The sequence below is a fragment of the uncultured Maribacter sp. genome (genome assembly GCF_963977385.1).
Classification (GTDB): Bacteria; Bacteroidota; Bacteroidia; order Flavobacteriales; family Flavobacteriaceae; genus Maribacter.
Window position 1 is genome coordinate 98,117 of record NZ_CAXBOU010000011.1, and the last position, 26,705, is coordinate 124,821.

The window sequence follows — 26,705 nt, forward strand, 5'->3', positions numbered from 1 at the left end:
GAAATTAATCTTAAAAATATATATCATGAAAAAAATACTAATACTAGCCGTTATGGCATTGTCTTTCGGGGCATATGCTCAAGTTGACCCAACCTTTGAAAAAGAAGGAGATAAAGTAAAAGCGACTTACTTTCATGCAAATGGTGAAAAATCTCAAGAAGGATACTTTTTAAATGAAAAGTTAGAAGGTCAGTGGAAAATGTTCAATGAAAAGGGGGATAAAATTGCTGTGGGTAATTATGATAACGGTGTTAAAACTGGTAAATGGTTATTTTGGGAAGGTGATGTGAAAAGTGAAGTTAATTTTGATAATAACAGAATTGCTAGTGTTACTAAGGCAAGTTCTAAAGACCCAGTGGTTACTAATAAATAGCATTTAATAAAGATTTATATAAAAAGCCCCGTATCATTTAATACGGGGCTTTTTTATATAAAAGAACTTTAGTTAAGCAACACTACTCAGTTGCTCATTTTCTTCATTGTTTTGATTATTTGTGCCCCCAAATCGTATTTTAATACGATAAACAATGTTGAATAACACTGGTACAATAATTAGGGTTAGGAATGTGGCAACTATTAATCCGAAAATTACCGTCCACGCCAATGGCCCCCAGAAAACAACATTATCACCACCCATATAAATATGGGGATTGAATTCTGAGAATAGTGAAAAGAAATCAATGTTAAGTCCTATAGCTAAAGGTATTAAACCAAGTACGGTTGTTATTGCCGTCAAAATTACTGGTCTCAATCTAGCTTTACCGCCAACAATCATAGAATCAGTCGCATCTTCAATGCTTAATAAATCACTGTCGTCCATCCCCAATCTCACCTTTTTACGGTCTACCAGAATTTGGGTGTAGTCGAGGAGTACTACCCCGTTATTTACTACAATACCTGCTAATGAGATAATACCCATCATAGTCATCATAATAACGAAAGACCATCCTGTTATCATTATCCCTCCAAAAACTCCAATAAAGCTTAAGAAAATGGCTATCATGATAATTAACGGTTTCGAAATACCTCCAAATTGGAAGATTAGAATAAGCATAATCAAACCTAATCCTGAGAAAAATGCACCTACCAAGAAGGCTTGTTGTTTCGCCTGTTCCTCTAATTGACCTGTATAATCAATTTTGACTGTTGCTGGTGTACCTTCAAAGCTTTCCATTTCTCTTTGAATCTCTTTCACAATTGCACCTGCATCTGTAAAACCAGGTTTTAATCCTGAATAAATAGTAACAACTCGTTTGCCATCACGGTGTTTAATAGAGCTATACCCCGAAGTATTTTTTTCAGTTGCTACTGCTGAAATGGGAATTTCTTTAATTTGACCATTAGCTGGATCTCGGAAAATGATATTCTGATTAAACAGGGCACTTTTATTGTATCTGATATCTTCGTTAAATCGTATGTTAATGTCATAATCATCACCATCTTCTTTGTAAACACCTGCTTTTTCTCCAAAAATAGAACGTCTTAATTGGCTTCCTACCTGACCTACAGCAACACCAAGTTCACCAGCTTTCTTGCGGTCCACAATCACTTGCATAGATGGCTTGCCTTTATTTACATCAATTTTCAACTCCTCAATACCAGCAATGTTTTTGGTATTGATGAAATTCTTAATGTCTTCCGCAGTATTAATCAACTCATCATAGTCGTTACCTTCAAGTTCAATGTTGATTGGGAAACCTGCTGGTGGGCCATTTGCATCTTTCTCTACTGAAATTGCCACACCAGGGTAGATACCTTGAAGAGCAGCTTGAACACGACCACGAATGTCTTCGGTATTTAATCCTTCTCGATATTTATATTCACTGAAGTTTACGGTAACTTTTCCCTTATGCGGCATTTCTGCAGAAGAACCACCATCGGTTAGTGGGTTTCCTGCTCCTTCACCGACTACGGAAACAGCCGATGCCATCATAAAGTTTTTACCGTCTTTTTTGTATTTAGGGTCGTCCATTATGGCATAAACCTGACTTTCGACCTCCTTAGTGATTTCGTTGGTTTTCTCAATAGATGTCCCCTCAGGATATTCTACATAGACATAAATTTCATTCGGCTTATTATCAGGAAAGAACTCGATTTTCGTACGACCACTTCCTACAGACATACCAAATAACATGAAAACACCTATTAGCATTAAAAAGGTGATACCGAAATACCAATACACATTACTCCCTCTAAGTGCATGTTTTAAACGGCGTTCATACCAATTTTCAAAACGTGCCATTGTTTTCTTTTGAAACTTAATAGCTGTGCCTTTAATTACATATTTATATGCCCAGAACATGATTCCGGTTAAGATTAATACAGAACCCAAACCTCGCATTGCGCCACCGAATACCAATATTAACGTACCTAAACTGCCTAAAATGACACTCATTCTAATTAGCTGTTTTAAGGTAAGTTCCTTTTCATCGGTACTCATGAATTTAGAAACTAGCATCGAATTCATGAAAATTGCCACAAATAATGACGATCCTAATACAACTGAAAGTGTAATAGGGAAATAAATCATGAATTGACCGAATATTCCTGGCCATAAACCTAATGGTACAAACGCAGCTACCGTAGTAGCGGTAGAAATAATAATAGGGTAAGCAATTTCACCGATACCTTTTTTAGCGGCTTCGGTACGTGACATGCCTTCGTCCATAAGTCGGTAAACATTTTCAACCACAACAATACCGTTATCAACCAACATACCTAGCCCCATAATCATTCCGAAGAGAATCATAGTGTTAAGGGTATAACCAAGCCATGAGAGTATAACAAATGACATGAACATTGACATTGGTATCGCGAACCCAACAAAAAGAGCATTTCTAAATCCTAAGAAGAACATCAATACGGTAACAACTAGAATAATTCCAAAAATGATATTGTTCACCAAATCATCTACTTGGTTTAATGTACGTGTAGAGGAGTCATTCGCAATAGAAATATTAAGATCCGGCGGAAAGTAATTGGCTCTCTCGTTCTTAACAATTTCCTTTATTTTATCTGACGCAGATATTGAATTTCTACCGGCTCTTTTTTTAACATCGAGCATTACTACGTTATTTCCGAATTCACGTGCATACGTAGTTTTATCTTTTGCTTTAAAATTAATGCTGGCAATGTCTTTTAGGTAAACTGCTCCATTTTCAGATTTAACTACGAAGTTCTTGAGCTCATTCGGATCTTCTACTTCTCCTATAATTCGAATGGTTCGTCTTTGTCCGACAGTTTTTAGATTACCGGCAGACATGGTCATATTACCATTACTTATTGCACTTATGACATCTTGAAAGCTGATTTTAGCAGCCATCATTTTATAAATATCTACTGCAACTTCTACCTCTTTATCTTGAGCTCCCCGAATATCTGCCTGTTTAATTTCAGGAAGGTCTTCAACCTCATCTTGAAGGTACTCTGCAAACTCTTTTAATTTCTCTACCGGATAATCACCTGTAAAGTTGATGTTCATTATAGGAACTTCTTCAGAAAAATTTAGGTCAAAAACGTTCGGTTCAACTTTGGCACCATTAAAAGTAGGCCAGTCTTCACTTGCTTTTTCGCTATCTACCTCATCCTTTACTTTTTGTTTTGCCTGCTCTACTGTAATTTCCTCATCGAATTCTACCGTTAAAACAGCGTAATCTTCTTGTGAGGTTGAAATGATTTCGACAACATTACTTATGTTCTTTAACCGATCTTCTAATGGGTCGGTAATTAGCTTTTCAATATCCTCTGCTGTGTTACCAGGGTATGGCGTGCTAATGTAAATTTTGGTTTCTATAATTTCAGGAAAATCTTCTCTAGGCATTGCCATGTAGGCACTAAATCCTAACCATAGAAATATGCCGATCATTACATATATAACCGATGGGTTATCAATGGCCCAAGACGATAGACTGAATTCCTTATCAGCGTTTTTTTGTACTTTGCTCATCGATTTCTATTTTTTTATTTTTACTTTTTGACCGTCTTTTACACTTCTGGCACCTTCTCTAATGATGTGGTTTCCATTTTCTAAACCTGATAGTACTTCAATATTTGCGCCTTGCGTTTTACCAGTAGTAATAATGATTCTTTTTACTACTGCTTCATCTTCCGTATTTATATCTTCTGCAACGAAAACATATTGATCACCTTCAGCATTTTCTGATATAATACTAGAAGGAATAAGTATGGCATTTTCATTGGTATAATCATTTAAACTAACCTTGGCGGTAAGGTTAGGCTTAATTTTACCTTCCTTATTCGGAACTGGAATTTCTACTTCAAAAGATCTGTTCGATGGATTTATGAAATTTCCTGTTTCTCTAATTTTTGTGGTTATACTATCGCCCAATACAGGAAAGTATACCATAGCTTCTTTTCCTTTTACGACACTACCTAAATATGTTTCTGGTACTTCTACCTCAATAAACATATCAGATAGGTTTACAAGACGAAAAACCTCAGAGCCTTGCCCAGGTGCAACTACGGTACCTTGATCTTTTATGACATTATCAATGATACCTGAAAAAGGGGCTCTAATATTAGATTTCCCTAATTGGCTTTGCGCCTGGGAAACCATATTTTCTGATGATTCGTAGTTGGTTTTAGCCTGTAAGTATTGAATTTCTGAACCAATATTCTGATTCCATAATCGTTCTTGGCGTTCAAAAGTAGTTTTAGCTAATGCAGCTTGAGATTTCAATTGACTTAATTGACTAGACATACCACCGTCATCTATAGTAGCCAATATTTGACCTTTAGATACTCTATCGCCTTCTTTTACATATACTTTTTGAAGTGCACCCGCCATTTCTGGATAGATCAATACGTTTTGTTTGGTACTGACATCACCTTGTAATTCTAGATAATGGTTAAAAACTTCGGTCTTTGCAGTCAAGGTATTTACGAGTGGTAATTTTTCTTCGTTACCTAATATTGCAATGGCAGAGTCTAATGATTTTATTTGAGCCTCAATCAACTTTTGTTGCGTAGTAATTTCATTTTTCTTGGCTCTAATTGCTTCAAGGTCATTCTTGGCAATGATTCCATTTACAGATTGGTCTCCACCACCACAGGAAAGTAGGCTGATGGTTACCGTTAATAAAACTATTATTTTCTTCATGATTATATTTTTAATGATTGATTATTTAGGCCTTTGTATTTAAAATGATTTCCAATTCGGTTTTTTTATTAATCACTTCTACCATTGATTGTAGAAATTCTTGTTGTATTGTATATAGTTGTGTTTGGGCTTGTCTCAGTTCAAAACTTGTTGCAAGACCTTCTTTATATTTTATTTGATTTTTATTTTCGATACGTTCAGAAAGAGTGAGATTCTGTTTTGCAGTCTCGTAATTGGCAATAGCAAGTGTGTAATTATTTTTCGCATTCTCTAATTGCAATCTAATTTGCTGTTCTGCCTCTGTTAGTTGAGTCTTTGCTTTTTCTAAGGCAATTTTGGCACGTTGTGTACTAGCACTTCTTTTTAAAGAACTGAAAATGGGAATACTAAGGTCAAAACCTAATATCGAAGAATCGAACCATTGTTGGTCGCTACTGAAAAAATCGAACGTATTTGAATAAGCAGAACTACCATAGTTAACAAATGCGTTTAGTGTAGGTAATGCTCGACTTTTGGCTAATTTCCATTCGTAGTACCGTTGTTGATTTAAATTTTCGGCTAATTTAAAATCGACATTTTCATTAATATTAAAGTCATAATTAAGTAACCCTATGTCAATTTTCGATAAAGTTAAATCTTCAAGATTTTCTTGAAGTTGAGTAGGTGCGCTCAAATCTAACCCCATGCTTATATTCAACATTTGTAGGGTAATCTCTTTTAACCTTAAGGCGTTTTGTAATTGATTTTCGATAGATGAAAGTGTTATTTGTAGTTGATCTACACTCTCTTGTTCTCCAAGGCCGTTTTCGTAAAGCTTTGAAGTTTCATATACGTTTTTCTCTAGGGTACTTTTGTTCTTTTCTAAAATCTCGACACTTTCTTCTGCCAAAAGAACATTACCATAAGCTTCAACTACTTGTTTTCTAACTTCAAGAGCAGTTTTTTCTTTGTTATTGTTACTATAGCTTAGAAATGCTTTGGTTGCCTGAACACCAACAATGTATGAGCCATCGAATATTTGTTGACTTAAAGTAGCGGTTGCGGTGGCCGATTGTGGCTGTGAAAATACAACTGGAATAAAGGTTCCTGCTTCTCCACCTGCTAATTCTGCTGGTAATAAAGATACCGGCTGTTTTAATTGATTTTGATAACTTAACGCCCCACTTATTTGTGGCAGACCGTCAGCAATAGTCTCCCATTTTTGTTTTTGGGCATCAATTATGTCCCTATCTGCATTAATGGCTGCATAATTATTTTCTAATGCAAATTGTATGGCTTCTTCTAATGTGAAGCTATAGGTCTGTTCTTGTGAGTAACCAAAGCCTAAGCTAAGTACGGTTAATAATAGCACTAATTGATTTCGCATTTATAATTGATTTGAATTGATGATTAGGTTTAATATTTTTTTTCCTTTTGGAGTAACAATTCCCCGTAAGTGATATTCTAAAAACGAGTCCATTAATTTTGATACCGGAAATAGTGAAAATGGAAATATGTTTTGGTCCTTAATGCTGTTCATGCCCGTAAAGTATATTCTTGCAATAAACTCAGGATCTATATTATTTCTGAATAACTCTTGCTCTAAACCACGTTCTACATTAGATAATACACATTTATGCATTTTCTCGAAATGCAGTAGTTTTAGACTCTTATGTATTTTAGGATAATACTTCATCAATTGAAATTGCGGAGAGCTTTTCTCGTCGTTCAAGTGAGACATTACATATTTTTTAATCTCATAAAGCTCTTCAATAGCATTTTTATCCATTGCTATTATTAAATCAATACCATCGCTTAAATGGCAAAATTTATTCATAACACAATCTTCTACTAAGCTCGTTTTATTACTGTATTCACTATAGATGGTTTTTTTAGAAATGCCAATTTCATTGGCAATATCATCCATTGTAATGCTCTTAAAGCCACGCTCTAAAAATAAATCTGATGCGGCATCGCGAATTTTTTCTTTCATAACGGGTGCAAATATAGGTCAGGAAACTTTAAAAACTAAAAAAGTTTCCAAAGTTTTACGATTATTTAATATTTACCCATATTTATCACATTTTGTCGATAGAATGATTTCGGTCTACATAGCTCTTGTATGCTTGCTCACCTTCATTTTCCCAATATTCATCGTAATACTTCCATTGCGAAAAATCTTTTCTCATTGAGCTACATGGGTTGACATTGAATCGCTTTTTAGTTTTTTTATGTTTGTTATGGCTATTTCCCCCACCAAATCCAAATATGATTTTAGATAGTAGAAGTACACCGACCGCTTTCCAATAGTCAATTTCGGGTAACCCAAATAAGTCTGGCATTAACCAATTCCATAACCGCATTACAATGTATCCCACCAAAAAGGCGATACATAGACCAAGAATGATAAAAAAGAGTATTTTAAATGCTTTGTAAACATAAAATTGTACTGATTTCTCCAAGTTTCTTTCAATTTTAGATTTCATAACTATGTTTTTTAATGTTTTGTATTTCTATATCGTTTAATAAAATGGACAATGCTCTATGTCTTCTAGACATTAATGTGCCTTGTGGTATACCGGTTTCTTGTGAGATTTCTTTGTAGCTGTAATTTTCAAAGTCAACTGCTATAATGATATCCCTATAGACAGGTTTTAAATTAGTAATGGCAAGTTTGAGTTTTTCTCTAATCTGTTCTGGATATTCAGGTGAAGCGCCATTATGAAAATTGCTGGTAAAATCTGTCCAAAGTTGTTCTAGTTGATCTTGATTATCAATGCGTTTCTTTTTGGTACGCATTATGTCTGTAATCTTGTTTTTTACTGCACTGTAAACAAAGCCACCAATATTGTTTATTGGTAAAGCATCTAACGGCCTTGAAAAGATTCGTAAGGCAACTTCTTGAATGATATCTTTAGCATCACTTTCTGATGTTTGTTTGATTTTAGATTGAATATAGCGCCTAAGCGATTCATATTCCTCTTCAAAGAAACTGTTTAGGTTAGTATTATTTTCTTTTTTGGATGGCATCCAAGTGTTTTTCAATTGGTCTTCAGTTATAAAGACGCAAATTCTGAAGGCTATTGCATTTTTGGGGAAAGTTTTTGCTTTTTTATGAAATAAAGCACTTTTATTTTTTTACTAGCATTCTTTTGCGATATAAAAAATAAGCTATTATAAGTAATACAATGAAACTTAAATAGTACCAAAAATAAGATTGGTCTTTTGCTGGTGTATTTGATTCTACTATTTCTAATTGTTGATTTATGTCTACTTGGGTTACTATTTGTTGTTTACCACCTGTCCAATCTACAATTACAGAATCTACTACTAAACTGGCGCCTAAACCAAAATGTGCTATCACTGAATTTTGAGAAAGATGGCTGGATCCGCCACCATCTATTTCACGAATTATTTTTTTACCATTTGCAATAATAGTTACTCTAGAACCAATACCATTAGCTTCAGCGTCTATACCTTTAAGGGCTACTTTCAGCCAATTGCCTTTGGCTATGTCGTTTCGAAAGAGCTTCGTTGTAGACGGAATAGGATAATTTAATATGGGTTTTTGATTTACTACCAACAAATCCATATCCCCATCATTGTCCATATCAAAAATCACAGAGCCCCGACCGATACCGTAATCATTGATGGCTAATTCTCTTCCTTTCTCAGTAAATGTATTTGCGTTATTCTCAAAATAGAAGTTACCCATTGGTGTGCAGTTCGGGTTTAGATCTCCATTTGAAACAAATAAATCTAAATCTTCATCGTGGTCAAAATCCGCAAAATTCGCACCCCAACTAATAGCTAAATTGTACGTACCCAGTTCTTTTGCTTTGTCAACAAAGGGTAAACGGTAACCCTGGTTCTCCATTAGCATATTGAACTTTATGTTGGTAATATAATAATCCATCCACCCGTCGTTATTATAATCACCGACTGCTGCGCCCATGGCATTAATTTTAAGGTCCATACCTGTTTCTTTACTAACATCTTCGAAATGCTCACTAGGATATTCATTTCTGTAAAGAAAATTTGGCACTGCCTTATATCCAAAATCTTGATTCACCAATAAATCTTGGTCTTGGTCATTGTCGAAATCTGTAAATACGCCACCAAAACCAAACCCCTTATGGCCTAAACCATAATCTTCATAAACGTTTTCAAATTTTTCGCCATCGTTGTTTTGTAACAAATAGCTTTTAGCTGTTTGGTTAGCGCTAACTATAGTTGCATCCTTAATAATTCCAAGTTTGCCAGTAAATTCTTGAAAATAATTACCAACAAATAGGTCTGGATACCCATCAGCATTAAAATCTCCGAAGCTAGGGCCTGTGCTGAAAGAGTTTAAATCTTCTAAGCCATATGCATCGGTAACATCTTTAAAAGTGGAGTCACCTTGATTTAAAAATAATAAGTTTTTTGCCCTTGGAATTACTTTTTTGCCATCTGTGGTGGTAATTGTGGTAATAAATAAATCTCTGAAACCATCTTTATTTACGTCTGCACTAACTACACCTTGTGTTACGTATTCATTCGTTACCTCTAATCCAGAGCCTTCAAAAATATCTTTAAAAGTTCCATTACCATTATTTAGATATAGCCTATCCGATTTTATTCCGCTGGTTATGTAAAGGTCTTCGAAACCATCATTATTTACATCAAACACTGTAACGCCTCCGCCAAAAGTACCTTCATAAACTTGGTATTCATGATCAATACCTGAAGGTTCTGTAATGTCGGTAAATGCTTGTTGCGCTACGCCTTCTAATCCTAAAGAAAGAAAGAAGAGATTAAGGAGTATCGTTTGTATAATTAAGTTATTTTTCATCTGCTTTTTTCCACTCTAAGGCATATACATTTTTTGCTATTTCTATCCCTTTTTCAAGTCCTACTTCATTATCTAACTGTGTGTGAATGCCACCATAAAATCTAGAATCTGCAGTTTCTTTGGCAGCTTCCCAAAAAGTATCAAAGGATCTAATAACAAAATCAGTCTCTTTCAGTTCATCTCGCTCTCTACCCTCATGAGCTCTGTCGGTAAATGTGAATTCTTTTCCGAAATTATGTTCTAAAACAGTGGCCGTAGCGGCAGCTTGAATTGCATGCCCTGAAGGAAAGGATGGAAAAGGTGGGTCTGGCCAAAATGATTCCCATTCTTCATCAATATATTTAGGTATAAAGGTATTTGGCCGTTCTGTAAAGAACTGATATTTCCATTTCCAACAATTGATAAAGGCATCAGCTACGGCCATGCCCACTTGGGCGAACACCTGCGCACATTCTATTATAGATGAATCATGTCCATCAAGCGCTATAGTTGCAAAGTAATAGGAATGTCCGGGTGGTGTAAAACTCACATCTGGGTCATCGCCCCACCAAATGGCAGCTTCTTTTTCTAGCTGGGTCAATTCTAAATCCTTATGGTAAATATTTTCAAATTGTTTATAGTAAGGTGAACCCGGAGTAGTGTCGTACGGAATTATTAGTGGGTCTGGCAATGTCTCGTTCATTGCAGAAAAGGTTCTATTTTCGCCCCAATGTGGGTGTAATGGGTGATGACTAAAAGATTGTGCGAATAATGGAGGTTTCCAAGATCCCGGTCTATCTGGGTGTATTATGGTTTTATCAAAATTATGAAGGTAGCCTCTATGGCCACCATCTGTTTTTGACCACTCAAAGATTGTATTAGCCACTGATTTTCCGAATTCGACAGAACGCAAGACAGTTTCATTGTCAATTCCTTCTTGAAATTGATTAAAAACAAGTTGTTCAAGCGAATCAATTTTTAGAATATTTTCGTCGGATGTTTGAACGTATATTTTTTTTAAAATTTCTGATTGCCCTGAATTTAAGGAAAGTGCCCAATTATATTCTTTTGTAGGGTCAATTTTAGGAAGCGACTCAAGACCTTCTAGCTGCCCATTCATAGAGTTGTATTCTTCAAAACCAGGAACAATAGATTCATACATCGTAAGTCCTATATAGCCAAAAGCCCTTGAGGCAAAAGTGGGGGAGTTAGAAGGCGTGTATCGGGTAATAAACAAAGTCATTTTTGCCCATTCCATAGCTACATCTTTATCGCTCAGTTTAACTTGTTCTTTAGTAGAGCATCCTATAAATAGCATGAGTATAAGAAAAAGGGAGAATTTTGGAATTATTTTATTTTTTGAAATAGTCATTGTATTAATAAAGCTATTTTAAGAGTTTATAAGTTTCGGTAGACAACCCATAACTAGTAAATATTAATTCATCATTTATTAGTAATGCGTGGGTGTTACTTCCTTTTATAGAAAGACCTGAGTTGGTTTGAGTAACATAGTTGAAATTCCCTTTTCCATCACCGAAAAGGACAGTGCCGTAGTTAGCGTCAAATTTTCCTATTCTTAATTTATAAAAGTCATTGTTGCCTAGAAATAAAATATCAATATTGCCGTCTTTATTTAAGTCAGTAGTTAATATTTCAGAAATTGGTGAAAATTGAGCTTGCAGGGGTAATGTTGCCATTTCGTACTTTTCTCCAACTGTGCTCAGTAATACGGTAGTCTCTTGATGCGTACTCGATAGTTTTTTGGCCTTTTGTAATTCGGCTTCATTAAAGAAATCTGAGATACCCGCGTCTGAATATTTCTCATAGCTTGTAAAGCGCTGGCGTAAACCAGATAACTGACCTAAAAGCTCATCTCGAGTTAAGTAGGGGTAACTTATACCGTCAACATAAAAATTTAATATGGGGTCTATAGAGCCATTATTATCGAAATCTGCATAGTATAATTCTGCAGGGGTCTGAGTGCTTAATTTAAATTGGGTGTTAGAACCTATATTTCCTGCAATTATATCTGGCTTTCCATCTTTATTTAAATCTGTTAGTTTAAGGCTGGTCCATAGTCCAGATAAGGGTTCTTCGAAAAATCTATTGGTTTCATTTAACAATTTTCCATTCTTGTTTATATATATTGAGATGGGAGCCCACTCTCCTAATAGTACAAGGTCTTCTATCATGTCGCCATCCATATCCGCCCAAGCTGCGTCTGTAATCATACCAGGGTTTTCTAGAGCTGGTTGAATGTCTTTTGTTTGATCTGTATAGTTACCCTTGCCATCGTTAATTAAAATAAAGCTCCTAGGTATTTCTGGATATCTACCCGGAACAACATAGCCACCTATAAAAATATCGATGAATGAATCGTTATTGATGTCAGATACGGAAACTGTTCCTGTACTTACTTTCATAATCGGTAAAGCCGATTCAGTTTTTATAAAATCACCTTTTCCATTACCTAGATAAAGTCGGTCTTGTAATTTGGGGTCAGTTTCAGCGAAATCGTGGTAGCCCCCACTTGCAATATAGATATCTAAATTACCGTCTGCATTTGCATCGAACACAGCAATATCAGCGTCAAAACTATTCTTGTCCAATTCAAAATCGGGAACATCTTTTTTAATAAATTTCTTTGATTTAGTTTGGATAAACAAACTAGCGGCTTGCCCTGCACCACCACCTACTATAATATCTTCAAGACCATCATTGTTAAGATCTGCCTTTGCCATTGGCGGACCATCATGCGATAGCTGCTTTAATAAAAGTGATTGCCTTTTAAAATCATTAATGGTAGATGATTTATGTTTAAAGTTAATTAGAGATTCTGTTTTCTTAAATAGTAGGTCAGACTTAACCACTTCTGATTTTAAGGGGATAGCATTACTTTCTTCTAGAACCAATAATTTGTTTGCTGAAATATCCTTTAGCAATTCTTTTTTACCTGAATTCCATTCTACTAATAAGGAATCAATTTTGGCATTCTCTCCAAAACCAAAATGTAATATGGTGGATACGGTTGACAAATAACCTTGAGTTGGCATCTGCTCTACAACCTGTATGTGTCCGTTCGAGAATGCACTGATTTTTGTTCCAATACCATTGGTGTTTTTGTTTTCTCCTTTAAGTTCAATATTTAAAAATGTATTGTTCTTTTTAGAACTATCATTTCGGTAAATAAAAGCTGGTTTGTTGATATTGTTGACCACTAAGTCTAAATCGCCATCATTATCAAAATCGGCATATATAGCCCCATTGCTATTTGCTGGTTGGTCTATACCAGCATATTTAGTGTTGTCTGTGAAATTGATGCCATCGGTATTGGTGTAATAGAAATTTGTTAAGTCTGATGCAGGCATTTTTTTAATAAGTTCCAAAACATCTTGACGTTGTAACCTTCCTTTCGATTGCACAAAATCTTCCATGTAATTGATAAAGTCTAGATTGGTATAATCTCTATAATATCCATTGGTGATAAATAAATCTTTAAAACCGTCGTTGTCAAAATCTGCGAATAGGGGAGCCCAACTCCAATCTGTATTTGAAATGCCAGAAAGCTGACCAATTTCACTGAAAGTGTTGTCACCATTATTTAATTGTAGCATGTTTCGCATATACTGATGATGAAATCCACTTCTAATATTTAAATTGAATTTCTCATAGTTGTCGGGAGACAGTAATAATTTTTGACGTTTGTTATTTTTAGGTAGCATGTCTAAAGTGAAGATATCTTGCCAACCATCATTATTTATATCTGCGACATTATTACCCATTGAAAAATGACTCGTATGCCCCATTTGCGAACCCAACTGGTCTGTAAATGTGCCGTTTTTATTGTTTATGTATAAATAATCAGGAACTGTGTAATCGTTCGAAATATAGAAATCTTGCCAACCATCATTATTAATGTCACTTATAGCGATACCTAGACCATACGTTAGGGCAGAACCGCTTACACCAGATTTTTCGGTAACATCATAAAATTTGTTTTCTCTGTTCTCAAAAAGGCGTGTGCCTTGTAGGGGGTCATCCTTTTTTAAAAATTCTTTGCTGCTTATTTCATTAAGAACTGGTAGTGATTTAGGGTTATGGTTCAATAGAAGCATATCTAAGTCACCATCTTTGTCATAATCAAAGAAATAACCTTGATTGCTATAAGCCGCACTCGCTAACCCATATTCTTCAGCTTGTTCTTTAAAAATAGGAATATTGTTGGGGTTGTTACCTTGATTAATAAAAAGTTGATTTTTTCTCTTAACATCAGGTAAGGCTCCTGAATAACATAAATACAAATCTAACTTTCCGTCGCCATTTACATCGGCAGACGTAATACCGGTTTTCCATGGCCCAGGTCTTCCTTCTACTTTCGAAAGTGCAGTAACGTCTTTGAACTTAAAGCCACCTTCATTTATATAAAATTTGTTCTCCCCCATATTCGAAGAAAAATATAAATCTTGTAGACCATCATTATTAAAATCACCTGTTGCTACACCGCCGCCGTTGTACAGGTATTCATAAACTAATACATTGGCATTCAAACCTTCTTTTAATGTGTTTTGAAAAGAAATGTTTGTTTCGCCTTCAGGTAAAAGATTAAAAATCGATGCTTTTTCTTCGGTTTCTATTTTTGAAATCGTATCATCTTTTTTAGTCTTATTAGTACAACTTTGAAGTAGTAGAAAAGAAATAAAAAGTAAGGAAACTAGATTTTTCGCCATTTGCTTAAAAGTAAAAAATCTATCCCAATAAGGGATAGATTTTTTCAATAACTCAATTTAAAACTAACTCAATTTAAACTTATTTAATAACCAGGATTCTGAACTAATAGTTCATTACGGTTAATTTCATCTCTGCTTAATGGCATGAAGTACATTTTGTCATCCCAAGTTCTTGTCTCGTTATCATTATTGTCTACAACGGTATAGGTATAATTATAAACAGTTGGGTCATATTGATATGGAGCTCTTGGTGTAGCACCTGCTTTTAGGGTAGCTGTAACTTTCATTACTTTAATGCCACGGCCTAAAGTTTGGTCGGCTATCATCCATCTTCTTGCATCATGATATCTATGTTCTTCATATGCCAATTCAACTCTTCTTTCGTTTATATAAGCTTCTAGCAAGTCTGTACCAGATGAAGTAATTGCGGGCATACCTGCTCTATAACGAATTTTATTCAACCAATTTCTAGCTTCACCTTCATCGCCAGTAGCGATAGAAGCTTCAACGTAATTAAGAACTATTTCAGTATAGCGTATAAATGGCCACGGCACTACTTGTGCGCTAGATTGGTTATCTACTAATGCAGGATCAGAATCAATGAATTTACGTACATAATACCCTGTTCTACTTCCGTTCCAGTTTTCGATAGGTGAATCACGCATATCTACACCTGCAATGATACCTCCGCTACCATCATCGTAAGTACCTGTTTGTATTTCATTGTAAGGATCAATTCCTGAAACGTCATCTGGTCTTGGTTTCCATGCAGCACCATCATATAGAATAGTTGCAGCAAGTCTTGGGTCTCTATTTTCATAAGGAGCAGCAGCATAATCAGGATTGCTCCAGTCGAAATCAGAACCATCCATCATTTGATAATCATCTACCAATTGTTGAATAGGAGTATTCCCAGCCCAGTTATGGTAACCATTAGGGCCATTATTTATACCTTGGTGAATACCACCTAAAGGCCAATTGCTTTCTTGTGTAAACAAAGGTGAATGTGATCTTTCGAATAAAAGTTCAGTTCTTGCGGCTGCATCGCCAACAGCACTACCACCTCCCATAGCAATGGAGATATAGGTTTGTTTAGCATCTTCAGCAGAAGCAGGTTCTGTTAAATCTAATTTGTATCCACTTGCTTCACTATCTAAAACTGCCTTGGCAGCATTTTTAGCCAAAGTCCATCTAGACTCTCTGTCCCCAGAAGTATAGGCTATTAGGTCTTGATTTCCATAACTTCCTATTACTGAGGATTTTTGACCTGCGGTTGTCGCATCGCGTAAATCACTTGCAGCATATAAAAGAACTCTAGATTTTAAACCCATTGAACTCAACATTGAAGCTCTACCTGGGGTTACTGCTTTACCTTCTAGTAACGATGTTGCAGCATCTAAATCGCTAATAACAAAGTCTACATTTTCTGCATATGTGCTTCTAGCGATCGAGTAATCATCATCTAAACCATAAGGTTTGTCAATTAATGGAGCACTACCATAGTAGCGCATTAATTGATGGTAATAGTAAGCTCTTAAAAAATGCGCTTCACCTAGTAAGCGATCTTTAAGTACTTGATCATCAAAAGTAGCATTCGGTAATTCTTGTATGGCAATATTTGCCTTACGAACCGCCAAATATAATTCATTCCATTGAGGGATTATATTTACGTTACCAGTACCTGAAGGAGATAATGACCCTTCGTTGATTACATTAATTCCCCTTCCTGAGTGCGTAAACATTGCTTCATCTGTTAGTGAAGCCAAACTCTCTTCTTCAAAACCTCCATAGCCAAGGGAAGAATACACATTAAAAACAAACGCTTCTGAAAGTGAACCATCTGCCCATGTAGCTTCGGCTGAAATAGAATCTAATGGTTGTGTTTCTAAAAAGTCTTCGTTACACGAAATCGGTATTAAGGCTACCGTCAATAGGCCTAAAAGTACTAGTTTTCTTTTTTTCATGATTTTTTTTTAAAACGTTAAACTAAAACCTGTGTTAATAATGGATTGTTGTGGATAGAACTGCCCACTATTACTCGTTGATTCAGGATCATATATGTCTTGTGCAGCCCAAGTTGCCAAGTTAAGACCACTCATGTAAATCCTAAATTTAGAAAGACCGAATTGCTCAATCATTTGCGAAGGAAAGTTATATGCTAACTGAACGTTCTTAAGTCTTATATAATCCTTGCTAAATAGATTGTATGTATTGTCTCCAAAATCTCCACCTGTGTAATATGTATCTCCACGACTAGCTAATCTTGGGTGTACACTACTTGGGTTATCTGGACTCCATCTATTATTATAACTATATTTTAGGAAATTACCGATATCACCTGATTCTGTTTGTATAAATAATTTTGCTCCGGTTGCGCCTTGTAATAAAACAGACAAATCAAAGTTCTTGTAAGAGGCGTTGAAAGTAACACCAAAGTTGAAATTAGGATTAATACTGTTTTTCAACCTAACTTGATCTAAATCGTTTATAGCACCATCACCATTGACATCCTTAAATTTCATATCACCTGGCTCTAACTGTGGTTTAACCGCACTGTAATCTAAAGTATTAGCGTTTACTGCAGCTTCATCAATAAAAACACCATCTGATTCATATACTAAGTAAGATCCAATTGGTTTACCTTCTTGAAGCTGGTACTCTGGTGCGCCAGGAATTTCATCTAAAAATTCAACTGAATTTTGTGCATACCCACCATTTAGGCCAACATCCCATTTAAAACCATCTATATTTCCGCCAAAATAATTTAAGGCAAATTCAAATCCTTCATTATTTACCTTACCAGCGTTAACAGGAGGTAATAGGTCTGAAATTCCAGAAGAACCAGGCGTAGAACCTGTTTTCTGTATTAAGATTTGATCTCTTTTGTTTTTAAAGTATTCAAACGTAAAGCTTAATTTACCGTCAAGGATAATACCATCTAAACCAATATTGTAGTTTTTAGCACGCTCCCATGTAAAACTTGGGTTCGCTAATAATGGCTCGTTTAAAATTGTCTGTACTTGACCATTTATTGGATATTGGCCAAATTCATAAATAGATTTATAGGCATATTCTTGAAGTTCATCATCAGTAATTTCGCCATCTTGGTTAGAGTCGAAAGAAACTTGATCATTACCCATTTCACCGTAAGATCCTCTAAGTTTTAAATAACTAATTGAATCAACATTAAACCAATCTTCATTGTTAATATTCCAACCTACTAATAAACCTGGAAAGAATCCGAAACGATCGTTACCTGGGAAAATATAAGAACCATCATATCTCCAAATAAATTCAGCTAAGTATTTTTCTTTAAAGTTGTATTGCGCACGACCGTAATAGCCCAAACGTGTTCTATTGTATGCATAACCGTCAGTTTCTTGAGCAATTTCGCCACCAACACCTAGTTGGTCAACTGCAGTTGATAAATAGTTTCTTCTGAAGGCTGAGAAAAACTCACCTTGGAAATTTTCACGGGTAACACCGGCCAAAAGATTAATTGTGTGGTCTTCACCGATAGTTTTGTCGTAGGTAAGAAGACCAGTAAGGTTTGTGTTAATTACATTATTCGACTCTTGTAATAATCTAGCATCAGTGAAGTTAGATCGTATAGATCCACTAAGTACTGGGTTACCTGTTGCTATGTAATTAGCACGATCTAATGAATAAAGCGTCCATGGTATTTGCCATAATTTTCTACGAAGTTGGCTTTGATCTACACCTGCTAATAAAGTCATTTTTAATCCTTCTACCCAAGGGTTGGTAATGTCTACAGATCCAGTAAATTGAAGGTAATCTGTTGGTTGTTTGTCATACCCAGTTTGGTTGGTGGTTACTACAACAGGTTGTTGCCCGTTTTCAATATCTGGTCCTGGTAATCCGTTTGGCCATATTGCTGGTTCATTCGGTCTACCTCTCATCAACATTCTAAAAATTGCACCTGCACCTTCTGTTGGGAATGTACGGTATTCTTTTCTGTACCCCATACTTAATTTAGTAGAGATATATTCATTGATTCTTGCATCGGTATTCAGCCTAAAATTATATTGCTGATACCTGTTTGCAGAATTTTTATAAATAGCTCCTTGATCTGCATATCCAAGAGAAGCATAATATTTTAAATCTTCATTACCACCAGTTATAGACAAATTATGTCTTTGTTGCTCAGCCCAATCTTTAAAAGTAGCACCGAACCAATCAGTATCAGGATATAACCATTGATCAGCATTAGTTCTATGGTTATTGATTGTTTCAGGACTAAAAGCAGCGTTTACAGTTTCCACAGGACTACTTCCTGGAATAGTATAACTACCAGTATTTTGAAATGCGCTACTAGCAGTGCCCCATTGACCAGCAGGAATATTACTATTATAAATAGCTAGTTCATTCATGATAGTTTGATATTCAACAGCACTAGCCATTTCAGGAACTCTTGTTGGTCTTGTAAGACCAAAGTCGGCCTTGTAGTTGATTTTCATTTTACCAACATTACCAGTTTTAGTGGTAACAATAATAGCGCCGTTCGCTGCTCTTGCACCGTAAATGGCAGCAGAAGCATCTTTAAGCACAGAAATGTTAGCAATATCATCGGCATTTAAACGACCAATACCGCCATCTCTATCAGGAATACCGTCAATAACAATCAATGGTTGATTGTTACCTAATGTGTTGGTACCACGAATACTAATTGTTGATTCATCGTTTCCTGGTTCTCCACTAGTCTGTACAATTACTACCCCGGGTAATCTACCCGCAAGGGAGTTAGATACACTAATAGCGGGCGAGCTTTCAAGAACAGGTCCTTGAACTGCTGTAACCGCACCGGTAACTGTAGCTTTTTTTTGAGTACCATACCCAACTACAACTACTTCTTCTAGATTTGCAACATCTTCTTCTAGAGAAACATTAATAGTACTTTGATTGTTAACTTGAACAATAGCAGACTTAAAACCAATATAGCTAAAGCGCAAACTGGTATTACCATCGTCTAGAGTAATTGTAAAATTTCCGTCAAAATCTGCTTGCACCCCTCTAGTAGGATTTTTTGCATCGATGACAGAAACGCCAGGTAATGGCATATTGTCCGCAGCTGATGTTACGGTACCCGATACTTTAACTTCTTGTGCGTGTAAACTTGTTAAGAGGAGACCGCCAAAAAAGAAAACCATTGTTAAGATTGCATGATTTCGAATCATGAAAAACTTAGGAAAATTAATTAGTTGATTCATAAAAATAGGTTCTTATGGGTTGTTAGTTATTTTGTAATCATAGGCATCGTAATATTATTGAAAAACCTTCTCATATTTAAAGACTATGATACACTATGCTACTGTGAACAAATATATAATAAAATGTTAATTATATAAATTTAACTTTAAAATATTTTGAATTTGTCAAAAATGTTATAAAAATATAAATAATTTGATACTATTTTCATTAAATTTTTAAAAAGTGTTATTTAATTTAACTTAGGTTTTTTAACCTAAAGGAGTAGAATTAAACCAATATGGAAAGCTTCCCAACGCCAATTGTTTCAGTGCAGAAATAGCTATAATTTTCAACATTAATACTTACTGATAATTTGTTTTAGCAGTGGTGATTTTTTTTAAGGATTAATTGTAAGGCATATCTAGATATCGCGACATTTTGATAACCTTGATTAAATTGTATATTCAACAGTCTGTAATTTGTATTCTATGCCTATTGTTAAAAGAATTTTAAGTTTAACTCAAAACAACAACCTTTCAAAGCACAAACAATTGGTGCAAGGAGTTATAGAATCAATTGAAAATGGAGAACTGTCTATTGGTGATCAATTACCTTCAATTAATAACATGGTTGAAGAAATTGGTTATGCAAGGAAAACCATTTTTAAGGCTTACGAAGAACTTAAGAACAGAGGTTTAATTGAGTCTAGGCAACTAAAAGGCTATTTTGTTATAAGTCAAGAAACGAATATCACTAAAAGAATGGCCTTGCTTTTATTCGCTTTTCAAAGTTATCAGGAAGAATTTCACAAAACTTTTAGGAAGGAGCTGGGTAAACGATTTCAAATCGATGTTTTTTTCCATCATAATAATTTAACCATTTTTGAAACTATACTTGCGAATATTAAGGGTAAGTACGGCATGTATGTGATTGCTCCTATTCAAGACCAAAAGATTGTGCCATTACTACAAAGTATTGAGCCTAAAAAATTACTATTAGTTGATAGGTATTTAGACCTAGGGGAATCATTCTCTTATATTTCTCAAGAATTTGAAGAAGTCATTTATACATCACTTGTGCAATTGCTCCCTGAAATAAAAAAGTATAAAAACCTTATTTTATACTTTAATGAAGAAAGTGATTACTCACCAATTGCAATTCGAATAGCATTCGAGAGATTTCTTAAAGATTATAATATTAATGGAACGGTAAAAAACAATTACCCATTTGGATCAGCCTATAAGGGTACTCTTTATTTTGTTTTAGGAGATACTATTTTGTGGCATATTTTAAGAGATTGTGTTCGGAAAAAATATAAAATCGGACAAGATATTGGAATCCTTTCTCAGAACGACAATATTGCCAAAGAGATTGTTTTTGGTGGAATTACAACGATTTCTACTGATTTTAAAGAGATGGCTAAAATGGCAGCCAAGCATTTAAAAAATGAAGATATCACTCAAGTTATTTTGCCTTCAAAATTAATCAAACGAAATTCTCTTTAAATCAATTATCTTATAATAGCTTTCTTCTCCTCTATAACTCCATGTGTTTAAGAATCGAAGCTTCAATGATTAAAAGGGCTTATTACAAAACATATTTATTCTATTTTTGATTAAAATTGCTAGAATGCATTCTATAAATGAATATCGAGAAGAGTTTATCAATTATTTAAACTCTAAAAAGCTAACTAAAGAACCTAGAAACCTATATGAGCCAATCACCTATATTTTAGGATTAGGAGGCAAAAGACTTAGGCCTGTATTGGTTCTGCTAACAGCCGAAATTTTCAATACTGATTATAAAAAAGCATTAGATGCTGCGTTGGCAGTAGAAGTATTTCATAACTTTTCATTGGTACATGATGATATTATGGACGATGCTCCCGTTCGCAGGGGGGAAACAACTGTTCATGAAAAATGGGATATAAATACCGGAATTCTATCAGGAGATGCTATGTTAATTATGGCCTATCAGCTTTTTGAAAATTATGACCCTATAGTGTTTCGTGATTTAGCTAAATTATTTAGTAAAACTGCCTTAGAAGTTTGTGAAGGGCAACAGTATGATGTCGATTTTGAGACTCGCGATGATGTGATGTTACCAGAGTATCTGAAAATGATAGAATTTAAAACTGCGGTTTTAGTCGCTGCAGCTTTGAAAATGGGTGCTATTGTAGCAGGGGCATCTGAAACTTCTCAAGAACATATATATGCTTTCGGATTAAATCTTGGGATAGCTTTTCAATTACAAGATGACTATTTAGATGTTTTCGGAGATCCAGAAACCTTTGGCAAACAAGTTGGGGGAGATATTATTGAAAATAAAAAAACCTTCTTATACCTAAAAGCTTTGAGTTCCGGTTCGGAAATGATGACAAAAGAGCTTGAGCATTTATATTCGATACAGCCTAAGGAATCTGAAACAAAAGTAAATGCGGTTCGTTCTATTTTTGAAAAAACTAAAGCTGATGAAGCTACACGGGTTGCAATTTCTGATTACACAAAGAAGGCTTTTGAGGTGCTAAATGAAATGGATATAGAAAAAAATAAGAAAGATTTGTTACAGCAGTTTGGAGAGAATTTAATGAATAGAACGGTTTAAAATAATCGTTTAAAAAATGCTTTTATAAAAGGAGTTTTTGGGCAGGCATTTATATAGATAATATCTTCTCGTAAATTGGTTTTCTCATCTAAAAATTTAAACACCATTTGTGGACTTAATGATTTAAATAAGGATTCAAAAACTTTATAACCATTTGCATTATCGAAATGCAATACATCAAGAAATAGAAGGTCATAATACCAGAATTTATTCTTGAGTTTTAATTTTTTTAAAGGTTCTCCATTTTTAATGTAATCGATCAGCTTAGGTATTTTATTTGCTGTTTTCATTAATGTATATCCTGTACTCGGTTTCGCCCATCCACCTGCAGTGCCTATATATCGAATTCTTTCTGTATGATGTTCTCTAAAATCATAAGCGGTCATCGGTATGCTACCAGCTTCTTTATCAATAATTTCATATGATTCACATTTATACCTATCCCAAATATATTTTTTAATAGCCTCTTCATACTCTTCTTTTGGTAATAATTTTTCAGAAAAGAGTGTGTACTCTATTAGTGCGGTTTTATTTGAATATGGTAAAACATACATAAAGCGAGTGTTCCCTTTTTGAGGAATTGAAAAATCCATGTAGGTGACTTCAGAGGCATCAAATACAGGCTTATCTGTTTTTATTTCCCAGCCAACAAAATGCTGTTGTAATACAGGATATTTTTGTTGCTGGGTAGTCATTTTATAATCAAAAAGACTAGTGAATATAAACGTGCCTACATAGCTGTTGTTTAAAGTCATCACAGTAACCTCTGTACTTGTTTCTAGTAAATCTACTACCTCTTCTTGTTTGAAAGTAATGTTCTCATAACCTTCGATTCGATTTAAATAGTGATCGTAAAAATCGATTCCCCTTATCATTTTATAGGAGTAGGGATCAATTTTAGTTTTTTTTGAAATTTTAGTACCTTCAAAAAGGATGTTATCCCATTCCTTATGAACAATAGTATCGAATTGTCCTTTTCCTTTTTCCCAGTAGCACCATGTACGATCGTTGGCTTTTTTAGAATTTTTATCTAAGATTAAAATCTTTTTTTGTGCGAAAAAAGAATCCCTTCCCATGGCATCGGCAAGTAATAAGCCAGAAGCCCCGGCACCTATTATAATATAATCGTAGTTGTTCATGGATTTTTAAGAATGCAATTAAAAGCGACTAATCGTAGAACTCAAAAATACAAAATAGCATTAGTCTTTTTATCTTAATTTAAGGTGTATCGTAACCCAAGAAATGATCTTATACCTTGATTGGGTCCATAAACATAAGTAGGGTCAAAGGTTAAAGCGTTTGGGTTATTGGCTGTGGCAACTGCATTTCCATTATTGTCAAAAGTAACTTCTTTATCGAACGGGTCGTTCGCACGTGCAATTATAAATGGATTGCCATTGTTGGGTGTCCAGTTTAATAAATTCTTTATCCCTGCATAAATTTCAAAATTCTTCATTCCGCCATAGGTAAACTGAATATTTTGAATACTCCATGTGGGTGAAAAATCTCTTCTGGGGTCACTACCTCCTAAAGTCGGTAGTCGCATGGGGCCATATAGATTACCGGTATAATCTAAGGTCAAATGCCATGGTCTTATCGTATAGCTCAATCCCCAATTCGCTGAATAACTTTCGGTAAGTATTTGTCTTTTTGTAATTCCATTTTCGGTATTACTGACGTCTTGTAAAGTGCCACCGAACATTACCTTAAAGCTATTGGGTAAAGCGATATCTACATTTGCGCTAACTCCTTTCGAAACTGATTTTCCGTTTAAGTTATCATAAATAATTTGATTGGGATTAGTGTCATAATCTGGTATTATGATATTTTGAAAATTTGTGTAAAAAAGCGACGCATCTAATGTTACAAAAGTGCCATTACCACTATATATTTTCTTGAGATAATTTAAATTCACATTAAAAGAACGCTCTGGTTTTAGTTCTTCGGTAATTACAACTTCACGTGAACCTGTTAGTGCAGCATGTTCTTCCGTAAATAAATTTACGACCCTAAAGCCAGTGCCTGCATTTAATCGCAGAATGTCATTATCGGTAAACTTAAATCGATAGGCACCTCTAGGTGTAAAAATGGATCCATGTCGGTCATCATAGTCATATCTAGCTCCTAATAATAAAGAATGCTTTTTGTTGAAGGCTATCTCATCTTGTAGAAAAACACTAGGTATAACTACCTCGTCAGGTTTATTGCCATTAATATCTGAAGTTGCCGGAGTGTTGTCGTCATAGTAATTATACCGTAATGCAGTACCTGCCAATATACTATGCTTGCTTAGAATTTTATCCCAAGTTAGTTGAGTGAAACCAATACGCTGGTCAGCTAGGTAAGGTACGTCACCATAAACAGAGTTTTGACTATGGTCGTTATATGAAAATGATAACATCAATTGTTCTTTAAAGGGTAGTTGGTACTTACCTAAAACTTCCCATCTACGGGTGTAAATACTTTCACCATAGATTTCATCTCCACCTCTAAATTCTGGTGTCCATTGCATTTCGCCTCCCCAGCGATCTTCATAAAAAAAGCGACCAGCAAGTGTGAATATGCGTGATTTTTTCCTTTCAAAGTTCCATTTCTGAAAGACTGAAATTCTATCTTGTAAGGTGAGGTCTGTAAAGTTATCTCCATTATTATCGATTGGGTTATCGTACTTGAAATAATTGACACCTAAAAGTAAACTGGTTTTTTTTCTGATAGTTACTTTGGTACCAATATCAAGGTTGTACTCCCCCCAATCCGTAGCAAAACTATCAGCTGAAAATACTGGTGCCGTAAGGTTGTTTTTAGTGATAATATTAATTAATCCACCTACGGCTTCACTTCCGTAGAGCGTAGAAGCAGGACCTTTAACAATTTCAATTTGTTCTATGAGTGAATTAGGTATGCCAGATAACCCATAAACTGTACCTAGTCCACTAACAATAGGCATGCCGTCAATTAACACTAGGGTATACGGCCCCTCTAATCCGTTAATATGTATATCTCCTGTATTACAAACGTTACAATTTACTTGTGGCCTAACACCATTCACGTTTTGTAGCGCTTCAAAAATGCTCGCTGTTGGGTTCTTTTTAAAAAAAGTAGGTTTATACACTTCAACCGGTACCGGACTTTCTAATCTGCTAACAGGTTTTAATGTTCCAGTTACTACCATTTCATCTAAAGATTCTATAGAAGGCACTAGAGATATGTTTATTAACTGATTTTCACCTTCTTTTATAATAACGGTCTTGCTAAAGGGCGAATAACCAATTGTTGAGGCTATTAATGTGTAATTCCCTGGCGGAATATTTTTTAATTCAAACAACCCATCTTCGTTAGAAGAAGTGCCAACTTGGGTATTTTTTAAATATATATTGACAAAAGCAACAGACTCTTTTTCTGCTAATACCTTTCCTGAAACCGATACATTTTGCGCGTATCCGATATTTAACACTAAAGATATGAAAAGAATTAATTTATTTTTAATCATCTAAAAAATTATTTAGACAAAACTAAAAAATTGTTTTTACATATAAAAATGTATTTTTGTATTTATATTAATTTGAGATGACCTTATCAGAAGAAGATTACATTAAAGCGATTTATCATTTAAGTCAAATCGATAACAAATCGGTGGCTACTAATGCTATTGCCGAACAAATGATGACCAAACCTTCGTCAGTTACTGACATGGTGAAAAAATTGTCTGAAAAGTCCCTGGTACATTATAAAAAGTATCAAGGCGTATCATTGACTGAAGAAGGAAGATTGGTGGCGCTTTCTATAATTAGAAAACATCGTCTTTGGGAAGTGTTTTTAGTAGATAAACTTAATTTTTCTTGGGATGAAGTTCATGTGGTGGCTGAGCAGTTAGAGCATATAAAGAGCGATGCGCTTATTGATAGATTAGATGCACATTTAGGGTTTCCGAAAGTTGACCCGCATGGTGATCCAATACCAACAAAAGAAGGGACATTTAAAAAGTCGGTTAAAAAATTAATAAGTGAGTTACCTATTTTGAGTGAAGGGGTTTGTGTGGGTGTAAACGATTCATCGGCCGCATTCTTAAAGTTTTTGGATAAGAACAAAATTGCTTTGGGTGATACATTTAAAATTTTAGATAGGGAGGAGTTTGATGGCTCAGTTTCAATATCAACAAGATTGGGAATCATTAGAATTTCCGAACAGATTGCGTCAAATTTATATTTAGAAATTAATGACGCTGAATAAGAATTTAACTATTTACAATTTTATG

General features: G+C 34.9%; 17 protein-coding genes. 4 read left to right on the forward strand and 13 right to left on the reverse strand.

What is annotated here, in order from left to right; all coding sequences use genetic code 11:
• The first annotated feature begins 25 nt into the window (after window positions 1-25).
• Entirely contained in the window at window positions 26-373 is a 348-nt protein-coding gene (locus tag AAC084_RS12670) for a nicotinic acid mononucleotide adenyltransferase (protein WP_339840576.1), read from the forward strand.
• A 72-nt stretch (window positions 374-445) separates the two neighbouring features.
• Here AAC084_RS12670 and AAC084_RS12675 read toward each other — a convergent pair whose 3' ends face one another.
• The 11 genes from AAC084_RS12675 to AAC084_RS12725 all read right to left on the reverse strand — a co-directional run bounded on the left by AAC084_RS12675 (window position 446) and on the right by AAC084_RS12725 (window position 19,866).
• Complete coding sequence (locus AAC084_RS12675; RefSeq protein ID WP_339840577.1) at window positions 446-3,946, reverse strand: efflux RND transporter permease subunit; 3,501 nt, start codon at window positions 3,944-3,946, stop codon at window positions 446-448.
• A 6-nt stretch (window positions 3,947-3,952) separates the two neighbouring features.
• A complete protein-coding gene (locus tag AAC084_RS12680; protein WP_339840578.1) occupies window positions 3,953-5,119 on the reverse strand; it encodes an efflux RND transporter periplasmic adaptor subunit in 1,167 nt (388 codons plus the stop codon).
• Between the two features lie 25 nt (window positions 5,120-5,144).
• Window positions 5,145-6,485 (reverse strand): TolC family protein, encoded by a 1,341-nt coding sequence (locus tag AAC084_RS12685; protein ID WP_339840579.1) that lies wholly within the window; start codon window positions 6,483-6,485, stop codon window positions 5,145-5,147.
• Complete coding sequence (locus AAC084_RS12690) at window positions 6,486-7,091, reverse strand: TetR/AcrR family transcriptional regulator (RefSeq protein WP_339840580.1); 606 nt, start codon at window positions 7,089-7,091, stop codon at window positions 6,486-6,488. It abuts the gene before it with no gap.
• 85 nt (window positions 7,092-7,176) lie between these two features.
• Complete coding sequence (locus AAC084_RS12695; RefSeq protein ID WP_339840581.1) at window positions 7,177-7,584, reverse strand: hypothetical protein; 408 nt, start codon at window positions 7,582-7,584, stop codon at window positions 7,177-7,179.
• On the reverse strand, window positions 7,574-8,128 hold the full coding sequence (locus AAC084_RS12700; protein ID WP_339840582.1) for an RNA polymerase sigma factor: 555 nt from the start codon (window positions 8,126-8,128) through the stop codon (window positions 7,574-7,576). The genes AAC084_RS12695 and AAC084_RS12700 overlap by 11 nt, the downstream gene beginning before the upstream one ends.
• Window positions 8,129-8,228: 100 nt before the next feature.
• Window positions 8,229-9,932: a CRTAC1 family protein gene (locus AAC084_RS12705; RefSeq protein WP_339840583.1), complete on the reverse strand. Its 1,704-nt coding sequence runs from the start codon at window positions 9,930-9,932 to the stop codon at window positions 8,229-8,231.
• Window positions 9,922-11,229: a vanadium-dependent haloperoxidase gene (locus AAC084_RS12710; protein WP_339840584.1), complete on the reverse strand. Its 1,308-nt coding sequence runs from the start codon at window positions 11,227-11,229 to the stop codon at window positions 9,922-9,924. The genes AAC084_RS12705 and AAC084_RS12710 overlap by 11 nt, the downstream gene beginning before the upstream one ends.
• A gap of 67 nt (window positions 11,230-11,296) precedes the next feature.
• Window positions 11,297-14,638 (reverse strand): VCBS repeat-containing protein, encoded by a 3,342-nt coding sequence (locus AAC084_RS12715; protein ID WP_339840585.1) that lies wholly within the window; start codon window positions 14,636-14,638, stop codon window positions 11,297-11,299.
• Window positions 14,639-14,721: 83 nt separating this feature from the next.
• Complete coding sequence (locus tag AAC084_RS12720; RefSeq protein WP_339840586.1) at window positions 14,722-16,602, reverse strand: RagB/SusD family nutrient uptake outer membrane protein; 1,881 nt, start codon at window positions 16,600-16,602, stop codon at window positions 14,722-14,724.
• Window positions 16,603-16,611: 9 nt separating this feature from the next.
• Window positions 16,612-19,866, reverse strand: coding sequence for a TonB-dependent receptor (locus AAC084_RS12725; protein ID WP_339840587.1), 3,255 nt, complete (start codon window positions 19,864-19,866; stop codon window positions 16,612-16,614).
• A gap of 468 nt (window positions 19,867-20,334) precedes the next feature.
• Here AAC084_RS12725 and AAC084_RS12730 point away from each other — a divergent pair, with 468 nt between their 5' ends.
• A complete protein-coding gene (locus AAC084_RS12730; RefSeq protein ID WP_339840588.1) occupies window positions 20,335-21,351 on the forward strand; it encodes a GntR family transcriptional regulator in 1,017 nt (338 codons plus the stop codon).
• Window positions 21,352-21,475: 124 nt separating this feature from the next.
• Window positions 21,476-22,450, forward strand: coding sequence for a polyprenyl synthetase family protein (locus tag AAC084_RS12735; protein ID WP_339840589.1), 975 nt, complete (start codon window positions 21,476-21,478; stop codon window positions 22,448-22,450).
• On the opposite strand, the gene AAC084_RS12740 is transcribed toward AAC084_RS12735, so the two are convergent.
• Together AAC084_RS12740 and AAC084_RS12745 are read right to left on the reverse strand one after the other, a co-directional pair.
• Entirely contained in the window at window positions 22,447-23,589 is a 1,143-nt protein-coding gene (locus AAC084_RS12740) for a lycopene cyclase family protein (protein WP_339840590.1), read from the reverse strand. The genes AAC084_RS12735 and AAC084_RS12740 overlap by 4 nt on opposite strands.
• A gap of 74 nt (window positions 23,590-23,663) precedes the next feature.
• Window positions 23,664-25,940, reverse strand: a complete 2,277-nt coding sequence (locus tag AAC084_RS12745) for a TonB-dependent receptor (RefSeq protein WP_339840591.1) — start codon at window positions 25,938-25,940, stop codon at window positions 23,664-23,666.
• A 77-nt stretch (window positions 25,941-26,017) separates the two neighbouring features.
• Between AAC084_RS12745 and AAC084_RS12750 the strand changes: the two genes are divergently transcribed.
• A complete protein-coding gene (locus AAC084_RS12750) occupies window positions 26,018-26,680 on the forward strand; it encodes a metal-dependent transcriptional regulator (RefSeq protein WP_339840592.1) in 663 nt (220 codons plus the stop codon).
• Window positions 26,681-26,705: the final 25 nt, after the last annotated feature.

Excerpts from the sequence above, each read along its gene's own strand:
- AAC084_RS12670 (WP_339840576.1), top strand. The coding sequence starts at position 26 with ATGAAAAAAATACTAATACTAGCCGTTATGGCATTGTCTTTCGGGGCA.
- AAC084_RS12675 (WP_339840577.1), bottom strand. The coding sequence starts at position 3,946 with ATGAGCAAAGTACAAAAAAACGCTGATAAGGAATTCAGTCTATCGTCT.
- AAC084_RS12680 (WP_339840578.1), bottom strand. The coding sequence starts at position 5,119 with ATGAAGAAAATAATAGTTTTATTAACGGTAACCATCAGCCTACTTTCC.
- AAC084_RS12685 (WP_339840579.1), bottom strand. The coding sequence starts at position 6,485 with ATGCGAAATCAATTAGTGCTATTATTAACCGTACTTAGCTTAGGCTTT.
- AAC084_RS12690 (WP_339840580.1), bottom strand. The coding sequence starts at position 7,091 with ATGAAAGAAAAAATTCGCGATGCCGCATCAGATTTATTTTTAGAGCGT.
- AAC084_RS12695 (WP_339840581.1), bottom strand. The coding sequence starts at position 7,584 with ATGAAATCTAAAATTGAAAGAAACTTGGAGAAATCAGTACAATTTTAT.
- AAC084_RS12700 (WP_339840582.1), bottom strand. The coding sequence starts at position 8,128 with ATGCCATCCAAAAAAGAAAATAATACTAACCTAAACAGTTTCTTTGAA.
- AAC084_RS12705 (WP_339840583.1), bottom strand. The coding sequence starts at position 9,932 with ATGAAAAATAACTTAATTATACAAACGATACTCCTTAATCTCTTCTTT.
- AAC084_RS12710 (WP_339840584.1), bottom strand. The coding sequence starts at position 11,229 with ATGCTATTTATAGGATGCTCTACTAAAGAACAAGTTAAACTGAGCGAT.
- AAC084_RS12715 (WP_339840585.1), bottom strand. The coding sequence starts at position 14,638 with ATGGCGAAAAATCTAGTTTCCTTACTTTTTATTTCTTTTCTACTACTT.
- AAC084_RS12720 (WP_339840586.1), bottom strand. The coding sequence starts at position 16,602 with ATGAAAAAAAGAAAACTAGTACTTTTAGGCCTATTGACGGTAGCCTTA.
- AAC084_RS12725 (WP_339840587.1), bottom strand. The coding sequence starts at position 19,866 with ATGAATCAACTAATTAATTTTCCTAAGTTTTTCATGATTCGAAATCAT.
- AAC084_RS12730 (WP_339840588.1), top strand. The coding sequence starts at position 20,335 with ATGCCTATTGTTAAAAGAATTTTAAGTTTAACTCAAAACAACAACCTT.
- AAC084_RS12735 (WP_339840589.1), top strand. The coding sequence starts at position 21,476 with ATGCATTCTATAAATGAATATCGAGAAGAGTTTATCAATTATTTAAAC.
- AAC084_RS12740 (WP_339840590.1), bottom strand. The coding sequence starts at position 23,589 with ATGAACAACTACGATTATATTATAATAGGTGCCGGGGCTTCTGGCTTA.
- AAC084_RS12745 (WP_339840591.1), bottom strand. The coding sequence starts at position 25,940 with ATGATTAAAAATAAATTAATTCTTTTCATATCTTTAGTGTTAAATATC.
- AAC084_RS12750 (WP_339840592.1), top strand. The coding sequence starts at position 26,018 with ATGACCTTATCAGAAGAAGATTACATTAAAGCGATTTATCATTTAAGT.